This is a genomic window from Enterobacter cloacae complex sp. 397G4 (assembly GCF_050031515.1).
Taxonomy (GTDB): domain Bacteria; phylum Pseudomonadota; class Gammaproteobacteria; order Enterobacterales; family Enterobacteriaceae; genus Enterobacter; species Enterobacter hormaechei_C.
Genome location: NZ_JBLGWE010000001.1, coordinates 2367058 through 2380021 on the forward strand (window position 1 = coordinate 2367058; position 12964 = coordinate 2380021).

Sequence of the window (12964 nt, forward strand, 5' to 3'; positions counted from 1 at the left end):
TCGACCACCAGCAAAAACAGTCACTCACCAGGGTAATAATCTGTTATCAGATATCATCGCGCGTAAAACCGACAACAATTTCAAGCGTGTTTCGAATGACATCGCAGGCTTCGGGCTCCTCGGTAATTTCGAGGGCGTGAATCAGTTGCAGGATAATCTCTTTATTTGAGAGATTGTCACCGGTCAGCATAATACAGCGTATTGCCGAGCCCAACACTTCAACCTCACCACTGAGATGCTTTCCAGCATTAAGAAAATGTTCCGCCAGTCCTTTATCGTGCAGGGCTTCAAAATTATACGTTTGCTGCATAATCGCTTTACTCATGGTGGTCACCGTTTCGGTTAAAATTAGTGTTTCTTGTCTGGAGTCAGAAGCGTGTTGTGAGTAAAGAGAGAGCGCATGCGCCCAATATCATAATCGCCCATCACTCTTCCCCGGTCGTGCGATACGCCGGTTACACGCTGGCGTACTTCATCTTCAGCGGCAATCAATGCATTTTTGCGTTCATCATTTGATTCAACGTTAGCCATCGCCCGCAGGCGACCAGCAAGAGACGCAAAGGTAATAGGTCCGTTCTCTTTCAGTATGGATAATACGGCCTCACCGATAAGGTCATCCTTAAGTCGTTCAAATTTAGTTCTATGCATAGCTTCAATCTCACTCTGCTACACGCAGGAGGCTGTAGCATGGGGTTAGTCATCGCATTCAGGAGCTCTATTCTCACTCAGCATGACTAACTTAGTAAGTTAAAAAAACAGTGTTCAGGTTAACGCTCGAAGAAGAGGGCTATCAGAGCGTTATAGTGCGCTTTCTCAACGTCAGACGTTGACTCTTCAATTCTGCGCAACAGCTTTGTACAGATTGTCATTCTGCTCAGTTGTACATTTTCTTTGATGATCTCACTGACGATAGCACCAAGGGTTTCCTGCTGTGTTGGGACGTTATCCTTGTTAAAATACAAGGTGATAGCGCTTTCTGCTGTAGAGGGAGCATGGTTGCGACGCATAATTTTCCACCGTTAACAAACAATTTTGTAACATCAGTGGCATTGAATTTATACTATTCGATCAAATCTGTACATTAAAATTGTACAACTTTTCACGTGGATCGTGTTTTTGTCAGGAAAACTATCAATAATAGGGGGGGAAAGAGCAGGAAAAAGGGGAAAAGGAAAGGCCCCGAAGGGCCTGAAATTATTTACGTCCCAGCAGAAGTCCCAGAACGATACCTACCGCACCCGCAGCGATTAAGCCCGTTAAGGGATTGTTTCTGACGGCTTCAGTGACATCCGAGACGGCATCACTGGCCTGGGCAGCATATTTTTTCGCTGCACCTTTCACCTGGTGTTTAGGGGAATCAACGAATTCACCAAACTGCTGCTGCGCAGAGCCGGATAATTCATCAAGTTTGTTTTTGGCTTTATCGCCAGCGTACTGTGCATTTTTATCAGTGTCGAAATCAGACATTCCAGCCTCCTTTTGTTGGTAGTCTAAGGATAGACGCTGATTGCAGGAGTGAGCGAGAATTCGCTGAAATCGACGGCAGATTGCCCCTTTTTAGGACATGTCTTTCTTACATGACCACCATAACGTCCAAAAAATGTCGTTCTCTACGCAGCGCGAAGAGACTGTTTCTGCCGTGCGTGAGTGCGAAAGGTAATGTAATAGCCAAGGGATGCGGCCAGGCACAGCATATAGCCGAAGGATTCCGAACCTTCCTCCACGGCGTTTTTCACGACACGCATATAGCCATGCTCCAGGATGTCGTGCCACAGCACCTGCATTCCAAAGAGGCGGGAGAAGACCAGTACAGCCAGCAGGCCGCTCAACAGAATGCCGTACCAGGGGGATTGGGTATATTTTGCCAGCTGTTCCAGGGTAGCGCGAAAATGCATAACGGGGCGAATTAACGCCAGCAGAGCGGTAATCAGCGCGAACCACACCCAACTCCCATGAGAAATGAGATCAAAAAGCGCGTCCAGTTCACGAATTAGCATTGTCAGGAAAAATCCGCCCACCAGAATATTACAGTAACGCATGGATTCGTCCATTTTCGCCAGACGAAAATGGAGAAAGACAATAGTCGCTAATACCGTTTCCTGCATAATTTCGGTCAGTGATAATTCCGGAATATCATGGCCGACAAAACGCATATCAACCCAAAGACACAGTACAATAAGTGCGCAGGCGGCCGCCGCGCCAATGAAGAATAAAAAGCTCTTTAGTACAATCATTAACACCACCATTTTGTTTGTAGCGAGTATGTTAGGTGACGAGAATGTTATTTCTGTTCACATTGTGCCATATAAGTGCGGATTTTTAACATTTTGAGCTAAATAGGGTTGGTCACGACGAGACGAAAGCGTAAATATCGTCAGCCTCGTCTGTGCTGTTTAGGCGGGCGCTGTCATTACGGAGGGTGCCTTCAGGCAACGGGATGTCAGGGTATTGAGGGACCAGCGAGAGGTGGAAAAAACAGCTGCGGAACTATCTTGTCGATGTTTTTTTAAGAACGAACTCTGATAGAGAAAGCGTTCAGTTCCACAAAAAATGCTGTTTCTCCACCCTGGGAATTATTTTTCTTCTGTGTACTCACCTTTTGATTTCAGTTTATCTCTAACCAGGTTGGCGCAACTGGTTGCATTCTGTAAACTCAGGTCGTTTACAATAGAAGATCGAGATTTTAAAACTTCGTTGTAAGCTTCTTTAACTTTCGGACTGACTGTTGCAGCAAAACTATCTGGTGGAAAGTTACCCAAAGGTTCTTTGTCACCGCTTAAGGCCTTAGCACAAGCATTATTAATTTGGTCATCAATGCTTAATTGATTAGCGATAGCAGATAACGAAAAAGATAAAATCAAAGAGGCGAGAACAATTCTTTTTATACTTAGTCATTCCTTAATGATGAAGCGTTGTGATCCGAATTCAATATGTAAAACCCAATTGTGATAGTAATATTTATCAGAGTGTATAAAAATTCTTTTGGATAAACCGGATCAGGACCAGTTTCAGCAATGTTTTCTGTCCGAACATGCTGCACCCGACTTATTTTGTTTACTACAGGCTACATGTTATCAAAGATAAATATATCCAACAGTATTAGTCTATTCTTTTTCGTATTCTTATGATACCTACGTTCTTTAGTGGGGGTTAGTGTGATTGCACAAGTCTTTTAAAGTAGGATTTTTAAGAAAGAATGATGATGTATGACTTCATCTGTACCACACTTGCATTACACTCAATAACAAGAACAACCAACACGTTAATTTTAAAGGGACAGTGCATGGCTGCCATGGATTTATCCAATCTACTTTTCGCTCATGACGCACCTGATTGCCCACTTCTGGTATATCAGCGAGTCACCAATATTAACTCCAGACGCGGATTTTTCACATTATCTACGGCTCTACTTAAAACCCACACTAAACTTCATGTTTACATAAAATCGTATTAACAGATACAATACCCCCCTATAGTATCAGGAGGGCGTATGCCGCATTCACCCGAAGATAAAAAACGTATTATGACCCGCGTCCGCCGCATTCGGGGCCAGGTTGATGCCCTTGAACGCGCCCTGGAATCGGGCGATCCCTGTCTCGCCATTTTGCAGCAAATTGCCGCCGTGCGCGGCGCTGCCAATGGTCTGATGGGGGAAATGGTCGAAATTCACCTCAAAGATGAGCTGGTGACGGGGGAGACCACCCCGGATCAGCGGGCAGTGCGGATGGCGGAAGTCGGCCATTTACTGCGCTCTTATCTAAAATAAACCCACACACCTCACAACAAGGGAAAGACATCATGAAATCTCGCGCAGCTGTCGCGTTCGGCCCAGGCCAGCCGCTGAAAATCGTTGAAATTGATGTTGCTCCGCCGAAGAAAGGCGAAGTGCTGATCAAAATTACCCACACCGGCGTTTGCCATACCGATGCGTTTACCCTGTCCGGTGACGATCCGGAAGGCGTATTCCCGGCGGTGCTCGGCCACGAAGGGGGCGGTGTGGTGGTGGAAGTGGGTGAAGGCGTCACCAGCCTGAAGCCCGGCGACCATGTGATCCCGCTCTACACCGCAGAGTGCGGCGAGTGTAAGTTCTGCAAATCCGGCAAAACTAACCTCTGCCAGGCCGTGCGCGCCACGCAGGGCAAAGGACTTATGCCGGACGGCACCACCCGTTTCTCCTATAACGGCGAGCCCATTTATCACTACATGGGTACCAGCACCTTCAGCGAATACACGGTGTGCGCCGAGATCTCACTGGCGAAAGTGAATCCGCAGGCCCCGCTGGATAAAGTCTGTCTGCTCGGCTGCGGTGTCACCACCGGTATCGGCGCGGTGCATAACACGGCGAAAGTGAAAGAGGGGGACACCGTGGCGGTGTTCGGCCTGGGCGGGATCGGTCTGGCGGTTATCCAGGGCGCGGTACAGGCGAAAGCTGGGCGTATCATTGCTGTGGATACCAACCCGGAGAAATTTAAGCTCGCAGGTGAGATGGGGGCGACCGACTTCATCAACCCGAAAGACTACGACAAACCGGTTCAGGACGTGATCGTGGAGCTGACCGATGGCGGCGTGGACTTTAGCTTCGAATGTATCGGCAACGTCAACGTAATGCGCTCAGCGCTGGAGTGCTGCCACAAAGGCTGGGGCGAGAGCATCATTATCGGTGTGGCCGGCGCGGGTCAGGAGATCAAAACCCGTCCCTTCCAGCTGGTGACAGGGCGCGTATGGCGCGGGTCAGCATTTGGCGGCGTGAAAGGCCGTACTCAGCTGCCGGGCATGGTTGAAGATGCGATGGTCGGTAAAATTCAGCTTGATCCGTTCATTACGCACCGCCTGCCGCTGGAGCAGATCAACGAAGCCTTCGATCTGATGCACGAAGGAAAATCCATTCGCACCGTTATCCATTTCGGCGACAACTGATTATTCTGCCAGCGGTTTTTTCCGCTGGCATTTCTTCCCTGATCTTCTCTAAAGTGTGACCTGTCCGGCGCTTTTAGACGTAATTTAATTCCCTGGCGTGCCGATGACTCTTTTACAGGCGTGTTATTACGCATCTTACCTATAAGAGAGTCGACGGTCATGGACAACACAACATCGATGCAGGCGCAGCCTAAGCTGAGTTTCTTGCATCACATCCGGCTGGTTCCGCTGTTTTCCTCCATTCTCGGTGGCATTATTCTCCTGTTTGCATTGAGCTCAGGTCTGGCAGGCTATTTCCTGCTCCAGGCCGATAACGATCAGCAGGATGTCACGGCAGAAATCCAGGTGCGCACCGGTCTGTCAAACAGTTCCAACCATTTACGCACCGCCCGTATCAACATGATCCACGCGGGTGCGGCCAGCCGTATCGCGGAGATGGAGGCGATGAAACAAAACATCGCTGAGGCTGAGATCCGCATCAGGCAGTCGCAGGATGGATTTGCCGCCTATATGAAGCGCACCGTTCGTACCCCGGCTGATGAAGCGCTTGATGGCGATCTGAAAGCCCGCTATGACGCCTACATCGCCGGTATGCAGCCGATGCTGAAATATGCCAAAAACGGCATGTTTGAAGCCATTATTAACCACGAAAATGAGACCGCGCGTCCGCTGGACGATGCCTATAACGCGGTGCTGCTGAAGGCGATAAAAATCCGCACCGAACGCGCCAACGCGCTGACGGCACAGGCTCACACCCGCACCCGGCTGGGGCTGATGTTTATGTTCGGCGCGTTTGGCCTGGCGCTGGCGCTGGCGGTGATCACCTTTGTGGTGCTGCGCCGTACGGTGATAAACCCGCTCCAGCGAGCCGCTACGCGTATCGAAAATATCGCAAAAGGCGATTTGACCATGCCGGACGAACCGACCGGACGCAGCGAAATTGGCCGCCTGACGCGCGATCTGCAAACGATGCAGCACGCGCTGGTGACAACCGTGGGCACCGTGCGGCAAGGGGCGGAGGAGATCTACCGTGGAACCAGCGAGATCTCCGCGGGTAACACCGATCTCTCTTCCCGTACCGAGCAGCAGGCGGCGGCGATTGAACAGACGGCGGCCAGCATGGAGCAGCTCACCGCGACGGTGAAACAGAACGCCGATAACGCGCATCATGCGAGTAAACTGGCAGAAGATGCCTCCGGTAAGGCCAGCCGCGGGGGGCAGATGGTCTCCGGCGTGGTGAAAACCATGGGTAATATTTCCACCAGCTCGAAGAAGATCTCTGAAATTACCGCCGTGATTAACAGTATCGCGTTCCAGACCAATATTCTGGCGCTCAACGCGGCGGTCGAGGCGGCGCGTGCGGGTGAACAGGGACGCGGCTTTGCGGTCGTGGCGAGTGAAGTCCGCACCCTGGCAAGCCGCAGCGCGAATGCGGCGAAAGAGATTGAAAGCCTGATTAATGAATCGGTGTCGCTTATCGATCAGGGTTCCGGGGAAGTGGTTGCGGCGGGCAATACCATGAATGAGATCGTCGAGGCGGTTAAACGCGTCACCGATATTATGCTGGAGATTGCAGCGGCGTCCGATGAGCAGAGCCGCGGCATTGTTCAGGTGAGCCAGGCGATTTCCGAGATGGACAAGGTGACGCAGCAGAATGCCTCGCTGGTGGAAGAAGCTTCTGCGGCGGCGGCCTCGCTGGAAGAGCAGGGCGCACGTCTGACGGAGGCCGTTGGCGCGTTTCGTCTCATCGGGGCAGGGGCTGGACGGACTACAGCCCCTGCAACCGCAGCGAAATCCGCGCCTTTAACCCCGGCGGCGGCCGTCTCAGGTGATAACTGTGAAACGTTCTGAGTAAGACAGACCCGCCTTCGCGGCGGGTTCTGCGTTTAGGGTCAGAGAGGCATTGATTTACGAATGGCGCTTAACAGCGTTTGGGCGCCTTCAGAGAGCGGGGCATCTACCCGCGTCAGGATCCCAATCGGTTCTCCCGCGCCGGGCGATGTTACCGGCAGCGCCGTAAGCACGCCGCGTCGCAGATCGTCCTTCACCGCGCCGGACGGCACAAACCACACGTAGTCGTAATCCACCGTAAGCTGGCGCGACAGCGACGCCGAGAGCGTTTCAATACACCCGGAAGGCAGCGTGCAGCCCTGCATTTGCAGCAACGCCTCCGCATTCTGACGCGGAACGGTTCCTGTTGGTGAGACTACCACCGGCCACTCCATCACGCGGCTCAGGGTCACGGTGTCCTGCAACAGGGGATGATTCGGACGCACGACCAGCTTCAGCGATTCCAGGAACAGCAGCTCGTAATTCAGGCCGCTCATCAGTTCCGGATCGGACATCCGCCCAATGCCCAGATCCAGCTCGCCTGACTTCAGGCCCGCCAGCAGCATGGTATTATTCATGGTCGCGACCTGAAGCGTGGCGTGCTTTTGCTGACGGTGGAACTGGCCGATCGCCGCAGGCAGTATACCCAGCGCCGCCGTTGGCAGCGCGCCCACGCGCACGATGTCGCTGGCCGACTCCTCTTTACGGTTGAGCGCCTGACCGGCGGTATTGAGGGCATCGAGAACTTTAACGGCATGCGTCAGGAACTGTTCACCCACGAGAGTAAGCTGAGCGCCCAGACGGCCGCGATCGAACAGGCGGGTTCCGGTAAGCTGTTCCAGTTCGTTCAGCGTTTTGGATAGTGCAGGCTGACTGAGGTTAAGGGTTTCAGCCGCTCGCCCCAGCGTTCCCTGTTGAGCGACGGCCACAAAAGTATGCAAATGGCGCAAGCGTATGCGCTGACTGAACAGACCATTTTTTTCCATAGGCGATGTTAAAAACAGAGCGACGCGGGTGACAAGTTAAGATGTTTGAATTTGATAACCTGATAGCAAAATATTTTTAACATTTGATCTATTTGAGTTACAACCGTTTTTCGAAAATGCCCACGCTTTGACCACTCGTCTGCCTGGATCACAATTCGTAAATTCTTCCCAACGAAAGGAACGGGCTTCTCTACACTCCAGGTAGTATTCACTGGAGGCATGACATCATGGCGAACACCATCACGGCTGATGATATTCGGGAACACTTTTCGCAGGCTATGTCGGCGATGTACCAGCAGGAAGTTCCGCAGTACGGCACCTTGCTGGAACTGGTGGCGGACGTTAACCTGGCGGTTCTGGAAAATAACCCACTTTTACATGAACAACTGGCAAACGCAGACGAACTGGCGCGCCTGAATGTTGAACGTCACGGTGCGATCCGCGTTGGCACCGCGCAGGAGCTTTCCACCCTGCGCCGGATCTTCGCCATTATGGGCATGTACCCGGTCAGCTATTACGATCTCTCCCAGGCGGGCGTGCCCGTCCACTCGACGGCGTTTCGTCCGACAGACGATGCGGCGCTCTGCCGTAATCCGTTTCGCATTTTTACCTCGCTGCTGCGCCTTGAGCTGATTGAAAACGTTGCGCTGCGCGAAAGGGCGGCGGAGATCCTCTCCCGGCGCAACATCTTTACGCCGCGCTGCCTGGAACTGATCGACCTGCATGATGCGCAGGGACACTTTACTGAGGCACAGGCGCGCGAATTTGTGCAGGAAGCCCTGGAAACCTTCCGCTGGCATCGCCATGCGACGGTCGATCAGGAAACCTATCTGGCGCTGAGCAACGAACATCGCCTGATTGCCGACGTGGTCTGTTTCCCGGGGTGCCATATCAACCATCTCACGCCGCGCACGCTGGATATCGACCGGGTGCAGGAGCTAATGCCGAAGTACGGCATTGAGCCGAAAATTCTGATTGAAGGCCCGCCGCGCCGCGAGGTGCCGATCCTCCTGCGCCAGACCAGCTTTAAGGCGCTGGAGGAGCCGGTGCTTTTCGCGGGAGAACACAAGGGCACCCATACCGCGCGTTTCGGTGAGATTGAGCAGCGCGGCGTGGCCCTTACGCCGAAAGGGCGCGAGCTGTACGACAGTCTTTTAAATCAGGCCGGGACCGGCAAAGACAACCTGACCCACCAGCTTCACCTGCGCGAGATCTTCAGCGCCTTCCCGGACAGCGAAATGTTCCTGCGCCGTCAGCGGCTGGCTTATTTCCGCTACCGTCTGACCCCGACAGGTGAGGCGCATCGCCACGCATTTCGTCCCGGCGACGATCCGCAGCCGCTGATCGAACGGGGCTGGGTTGTGGCACAGCCCATCACCTACGAGGATTTTCTGCCCGTCAGTGCGGCGGGGATCTTCCAGTCGAATCTTGGCAATGAAACGCAGGCGCGCAGCCACGGCAATGCCAGCCGCAATGCCTTCGAAGCCGCGCTCGGCTGTGCGGTGTACGACGAGTTTTCGCTTTACGAGGAGGCGGAAGCGCGCAGCAAACAGCGTTGCGGTTTGCTCTGAAACCGTTACTCTGCAAGGGTGTGATGGAAAAAGAAGGTTGGTATGGAAAATCCCTCCGCCCCTGTGGTTGAAACGCGCCAGGGCGCACTGATTGGTTTTACTGAAGGCGATACCCACGTGTGGTGCGGCATTCCCTATGCAGCACCGCCCGTAGGCCAGTGGCGCTGGCGCTCCCCGCGTCCCCCCGCGCGCTGGGATGGCGTGCGTCCGGCGACGGCGTTATCCGCCTCCAGCTGGCAGAGCAGCGAAAGCTGTCAGGAGCTGGGTGGCGGCGATCCCGGCCAGTTCTCTGAAGACTGCCTGTACCTTAACGTCTGGTCGCCAGTCGCACGCGCCGATCCGCTTCCGGTGATGGTCTGGCTGCACGGCGGAGGATTTACCCTCGGCGCTGGCGGGCTGCCTCCGTATAACGGCAGGGCGCTGGCGAAGCGCGGCACGGTGGTGGTGACGATCAATTACCGTCTCGGACACCTCGGCTTTTTTGCCCATCCGGCGCTGGAGGGGGAAGAAGAGCGCGTGGTGCATAACTTTGCGCTGCTCGATCAGATCCAGGCCCTGGAATGGGTGCGCGATAACATCGCCGCGTTCGGCGGCGATCCTGAGAACATCACCGTATTTGGCGAGTCGGCCGGCGCGCGCAGCGTGCTGTCGCTGATGGCCTCTCCGCTTGCGCGAGGACTGTTCCATAAAGCCATTGTGCAAAGCGGGTACACGCTGCCCGACACCCCACGCGGGCAGGCCATGCATAAAGGCGAAGCGATTGCCGCCCATTTCGGCCTGCAAAATGCCACCGCTGAACAGCTTCGCGCGATCCCGCCTGAGGCGTTCTGGCCGCTGACCTCGCCGCTGAATATCGCCCCTGCGCCCATCGTGGGGGATTGCGTTTTGCCTGAGGCCATGCTCGACGTTTTCTTCGCGGCCCGCCAGCATCCTGTACCGGTGATGATTGGGTCAAACAGCGACGAAGCCAGCGTGATGTCGGTGTTCGGGGTCGATCTGGCCGGGCAGATCCAGAAGCTTCGCCGCGAGCGGCGCTTTGGCCTGGGGCTGATTAAGCTGCTTTATCCTGGCGTGAAGGGCGATGAGGAACTTGGCAGGCAGGTATGCCGCGACATGGCCTTCACCACCATGGGATACGTGGTGATGCAGGCGCAGCAGCCGGCGGGCGGCCTGTGCTGGCGATACTGGTTTGATTATGTGGCCGAAGCGGAGCACGCGACGTACATCAACGGCGCCTGGCACGGCAACGAAGTGCCCTACGTGTTCGATACCCTTGGACAGGTGGAACCCTCGCGGCAGTATGTAAATGAACGCGATCTGGCCTTCGCCGCTCAGGTGGCGGACTACTGGGTGAGCTTCGCCCGGGATGCGGGGGCACGCGATAGCCTGGCAGGGCCCACGCGCTGGCCCGCCTGCCGGAAAGGGCGGGACGTGCTGTTACGTATCGGTGTGAATAAAAATGCAGGTTTTCGGCTTGAAAACGCTTCATGCGTGCCCGTATGAGCCTCTTCAAACGGGTGATGAAACACCACGTCAGCCTCGACTGAGCAGACAGGCGCGAAACGCATCCAGTCCGTTTTCCGGGCCGGGTGCGTCGCGTAATACCAGCCGGTAGCTCGCCCCCGTCTTTATGCTTGTGTCAAAAGGCCGCATCAGCCGTCCGGCGCGCACGTCCTCCTCCACCAGCGTTTCATCCGCGATGGCGATGCCCAGCCCCTGAATGGCGGCGGTAATGGCCAGATCCATGGTTTCGAAGTGTTGATTTTTGAGCATAGCTGGCGGCGGACCCGGCTGTTTCGCCAGCCACAGCGTCCAGTCCGTTTTGTCCCGCGTGGGGTGAAGGAAGGTGAGAGTTTCCAGCGCAGAACCGGCCCGTACCGGGCTCATCACCGGGGTTAAGGCCTCTTCGAACAGCAGATCGCCGGCGCTCATGTGTGTCCCAAACACAATCGCCGCGTCACAGGATTCGGTTTTGAAATTGACGTTATGATCGGTGGTGGTGGTCAGCGCAATCTGGAGTTCCGGCTGTTCGCGCTCCACCTGTAGCAGCCGCGGCACCAGCCAGCGCATCGCGCAGGTAGGCGCTTTCAGACGAATAACGGTCTGGTGCGTTCGTGCCTGTTCAGCAACGTTCAGCAGGTGCTCAAACGCAGATTGCAGCTCCGGCAGCAGGGCGCTTCCCTGAGAGGAGAGACGCAGGCCGCGCGCATGGCGCTCGAACAGCGGGAAGCCGAACCAGCTTTCCAGCGAAGCGATTTTGCGGCTTACCGCCCCCTGCGTCAGACAAAGCTCCCTGGCGGCATGGGTTAGATTCAGGTGACGCGCGGTCACGATAAATGTCTCTACGGCATTGAGCGGAAATGATCGACGCGACATATCTCACCTTAGCTATGCGTTTTTGTCATGGCTATTATGACAACAATTCGATTGTCCCGGCAATGAAGTTGTTGTTTGAATAGTTATGCATTCACCACGAGAAGGGACAGAGGATGACTTTGAAAACGCCGGTGCAGACACGATCCAAATTGCCCGATGTGGGAACCACCATTTTTACCGTTATCGGCCAGCTTTCAGCCCGGCATAACGCCATCAACCTTTCTCAGGGTGCGCCGAATTTTTCCTGCGACCCAAAACTTATCACCGGCGTGACCCGCGCCATGGAGGCAGGGCATAACCAGTACGCCTCCATGACCGGGCTGCAACCGCTCAGGGAGCGCATTGCGGACAAAATTGCCTCGCTCTATGGCACACGCTATGACCCGGCGAGTGAGGTGCTGGTGACCGCCAGCGCCAGCGAAGGGCTTTACTCAGCCATCAGCGGGCTGGTTCATCCTGGGGATGAGGTGATCTATTTCGAGCCCTCCTTTGACAGCTATGCGCCGATTGTGCGTCTGCAAGGGGCGACGCCGATCGCCATTAAGCTGACGGTACCGGATTTTGCCGTGAACTGGGATGAAGTACGGGCGGCTATTACCCCGCGCACGCGGATGATCATCGTCAATACGCCGCACAACCCGAGCGGGCAGGTGTTTTCAGCCGCCGATCTGCACCAGCTGGCAGCGCTGACGCGCCACACCGACATCATCATTTTGTCTGACGAAGTGTACGAGCACGTCGTTTTTGATGGCGAACCGCACCACGGAATGGCGACGCACCCGCAGCTGGCGGAGCGCAGCGTGATTATTTCTTCTTTCGGAAAAACCTATCACGTCACCGGCTGGCGCGTGGGTTATTGTGTGGCGCCCGCGGAGCTGATGGATGAGATATGTAAAGTCCATCAATTTTTAATGTTCTCGGCCGATACGCCGATGCAGTACGCGTTTGCCGAACACATGACCGATCCGCAAACCTGGCTGTCGCTGGCGGCGTTTTATCAGCGCAAGCGCGATCTGCTGCAAAGTTTGCTCGCCGACTCACCGTTCAGGCTGCTACCAAGTGCCGGTTCGTTCTTCCTGCTGGCGGATTACAGCGGCTTTAGCGACGAGCGCGACAGCGAGATGGTGAAAAGGCTGATTGTCGAGTACGGGGTTGCCACCATTCCGCTGTCGGCGTTTTATGCCGATGGCACGGACAATAAGTTAATCCGTCTCTCTTTTGCGAAAGATGAGGCGACGTTACGGGCAGGTGCCCAGGCCCTTTGTCGGGTTACACCACGTTAAG

At 54.8% G+C, this 12964-nt stretch carries 13 protein-coding genes and 1 pseudogene; 6 read left to right on the forward strand and 8 right to left on the reverse strand.

Annotated elements, in window-relative coordinates; translation table 11 throughout:
- Positions 1-46 precede the first annotated feature (46 nt).
- The 6 genes from ACQG1Y_RS11440 to ACQG1Y_RS11465 all read right to left on the reverse strand — a co-directional run bounded on the left by ACQG1Y_RS11440 (position 47) and on the right by ACQG1Y_RS11465 (position 2861).
- Positions 47-325, reverse strand: a complete 279-nt coding sequence (locus tag ACQG1Y_RS11440; protein WP_044596271.1) for a biofilm development regulator YmgB/AriR family protein — start codon at positions 323-325, stop codon at positions 47-49.
- A 23-nt stretch (positions 326-348) separates the two neighbouring features.
- Complete coding sequence (locus ACQG1Y_RS11445; protein ID WP_032669919.1) at positions 349-648, reverse strand: hypothetical protein; 300 nt, start codon at positions 646-648, stop codon at positions 349-351.
- A 119-nt stretch (positions 649-767) separates the two neighbouring features.
- Complete coding sequence (ycgZ, locus tag ACQG1Y_RS11450; protein WP_033487931.1) at positions 768-1007, reverse strand: regulatory protein YcgZ; 240 nt, start codon at positions 1005-1007, stop codon at positions 768-770.
- 187 nt (positions 1008-1194) lie between these two features.
- Positions 1195-1467 carry a DUF883 family protein gene (locus ACQG1Y_RS11455; RefSeq protein WP_003857263.1) on the reverse strand — a complete coding sequence of 91 codons (273 nt, stop codon included), beginning with the start codon at positions 1465-1467 and terminating at the stop codon, positions 1195-1197.
- A gap of 143 nt (positions 1468-1610) precedes the next feature.
- Positions 1611-2234 (reverse strand): transporter, encoded by a 624-nt coding sequence (locus ACQG1Y_RS11460; RefSeq protein ID WP_368536294.1) that lies wholly within the window; start codon positions 2232-2234, stop codon positions 1611-1613.
- Positions 2235-2573: 339 nt separating this feature from the next.
- Positions 2574-2861 (reverse strand): hypothetical protein, encoded by a 288-nt coding sequence (locus ACQG1Y_RS11465; RefSeq protein WP_368740425.1) that lies wholly within the window; start codon positions 2859-2861, stop codon positions 2574-2576.
- Between the two features lie 629 nt (positions 2862-3490).
- Here ACQG1Y_RS11465 and ACQG1Y_RS11470 point away from each other — a divergent pair.
- The 3 genes from ACQG1Y_RS11470 to ACQG1Y_RS11480 all read left to right on the forward strand — a co-directional run bounded on the left by ACQG1Y_RS11470 (position 3491) and on the right by ACQG1Y_RS11480 (position 6768).
- Complete coding sequence (locus ACQG1Y_RS11470) at positions 3491-3766, forward strand: metal/formaldehyde-sensitive transcriptional repressor (RefSeq protein ID WP_032104106.1); 276 nt, start codon at positions 3491-3493, stop codon at positions 3764-3766.
- A gap of 32 nt (positions 3767-3798) precedes the next feature.
- A complete protein-coding gene (locus ACQG1Y_RS11475; RefSeq protein ID WP_017693450.1) occupies positions 3799-4917 on the forward strand; it encodes an S-(hydroxymethyl)glutathione dehydrogenase/class III alcohol dehydrogenase in 1119 nt (372 codons plus the stop codon).
- Positions 4918-5076: 159 nt separating this feature from the next.
- Positions 5077-6768 carry a methyl-accepting chemotaxis protein gene (locus tag ACQG1Y_RS11480; protein WP_368740424.1) on the forward strand — a complete coding sequence of 564 codons (1692 nt, stop codon included), beginning with the start codon at positions 5077-5079 and terminating at the stop codon, positions 6766-6768.
- Positions 6769-6809: 41 nt separating this feature from the next.
- On the opposite strand, the gene ACQG1Y_RS11485 is transcribed toward ACQG1Y_RS11480, so the two are convergent.
- Positions 6810-7733 (reverse strand): LysR substrate-binding domain-containing protein, encoded by a 924-nt coding sequence (locus tag ACQG1Y_RS11485; RefSeq protein ID WP_045329778.1) that lies wholly within the window; start codon positions 7731-7733, stop codon positions 6810-6812.
- 227 nt (positions 7734-7960) lie between these two features.
- Here ACQG1Y_RS11485 and hglS point away from each other — a divergent pair, with 227 nt between their 5' ends.
- Positions 7961-9304 carry a 2-oxoadipate dioxygenase/decarboxylase HglS gene (gene hglS, locus ACQG1Y_RS11490; protein WP_017384005.1) on the forward strand — a complete coding sequence of 448 codons (1344 nt, stop codon included), beginning with the start codon at positions 7961-7963 and terminating at the stop codon, positions 9302-9304.
- A gap of 42 nt (positions 9305-9346) precedes the next feature.
- Positions 9347-10851, forward strand: a pseudogene (locus ACQG1Y_RS11495) (carboxylesterase/lipase family protein).
- On the opposite strand, the gene ACQG1Y_RS11500 reads toward ACQG1Y_RS11495, so the two are convergent.
- On the reverse strand, positions 10838-11680 hold the full coding sequence (locus ACQG1Y_RS11500; RefSeq protein ID WP_015570561.1) for a LysR family transcriptional regulator: 843 nt from the start codon (positions 11678-11680) through the stop codon (positions 10838-10840). The pseudogene ACQG1Y_RS11495 and the gene ACQG1Y_RS11500 overlap by 14 nt on opposite strands.
- Before the next feature lie 113 nt (positions 11681-11793).
- On the opposite strand from ACQG1Y_RS11500, the gene ACQG1Y_RS11505 reads away from it, so the two are divergent.
- Positions 11794-12963 (forward strand): pyridoxal phosphate-dependent aminotransferase, encoded by a 1170-nt coding sequence (locus tag ACQG1Y_RS11505; RefSeq protein ID WP_033487935.1) that lies wholly within the window; start codon positions 11794-11796, stop codon positions 12961-12963.
- The last annotated feature ends 1 nt before the right edge of the window (position 12964 follow it).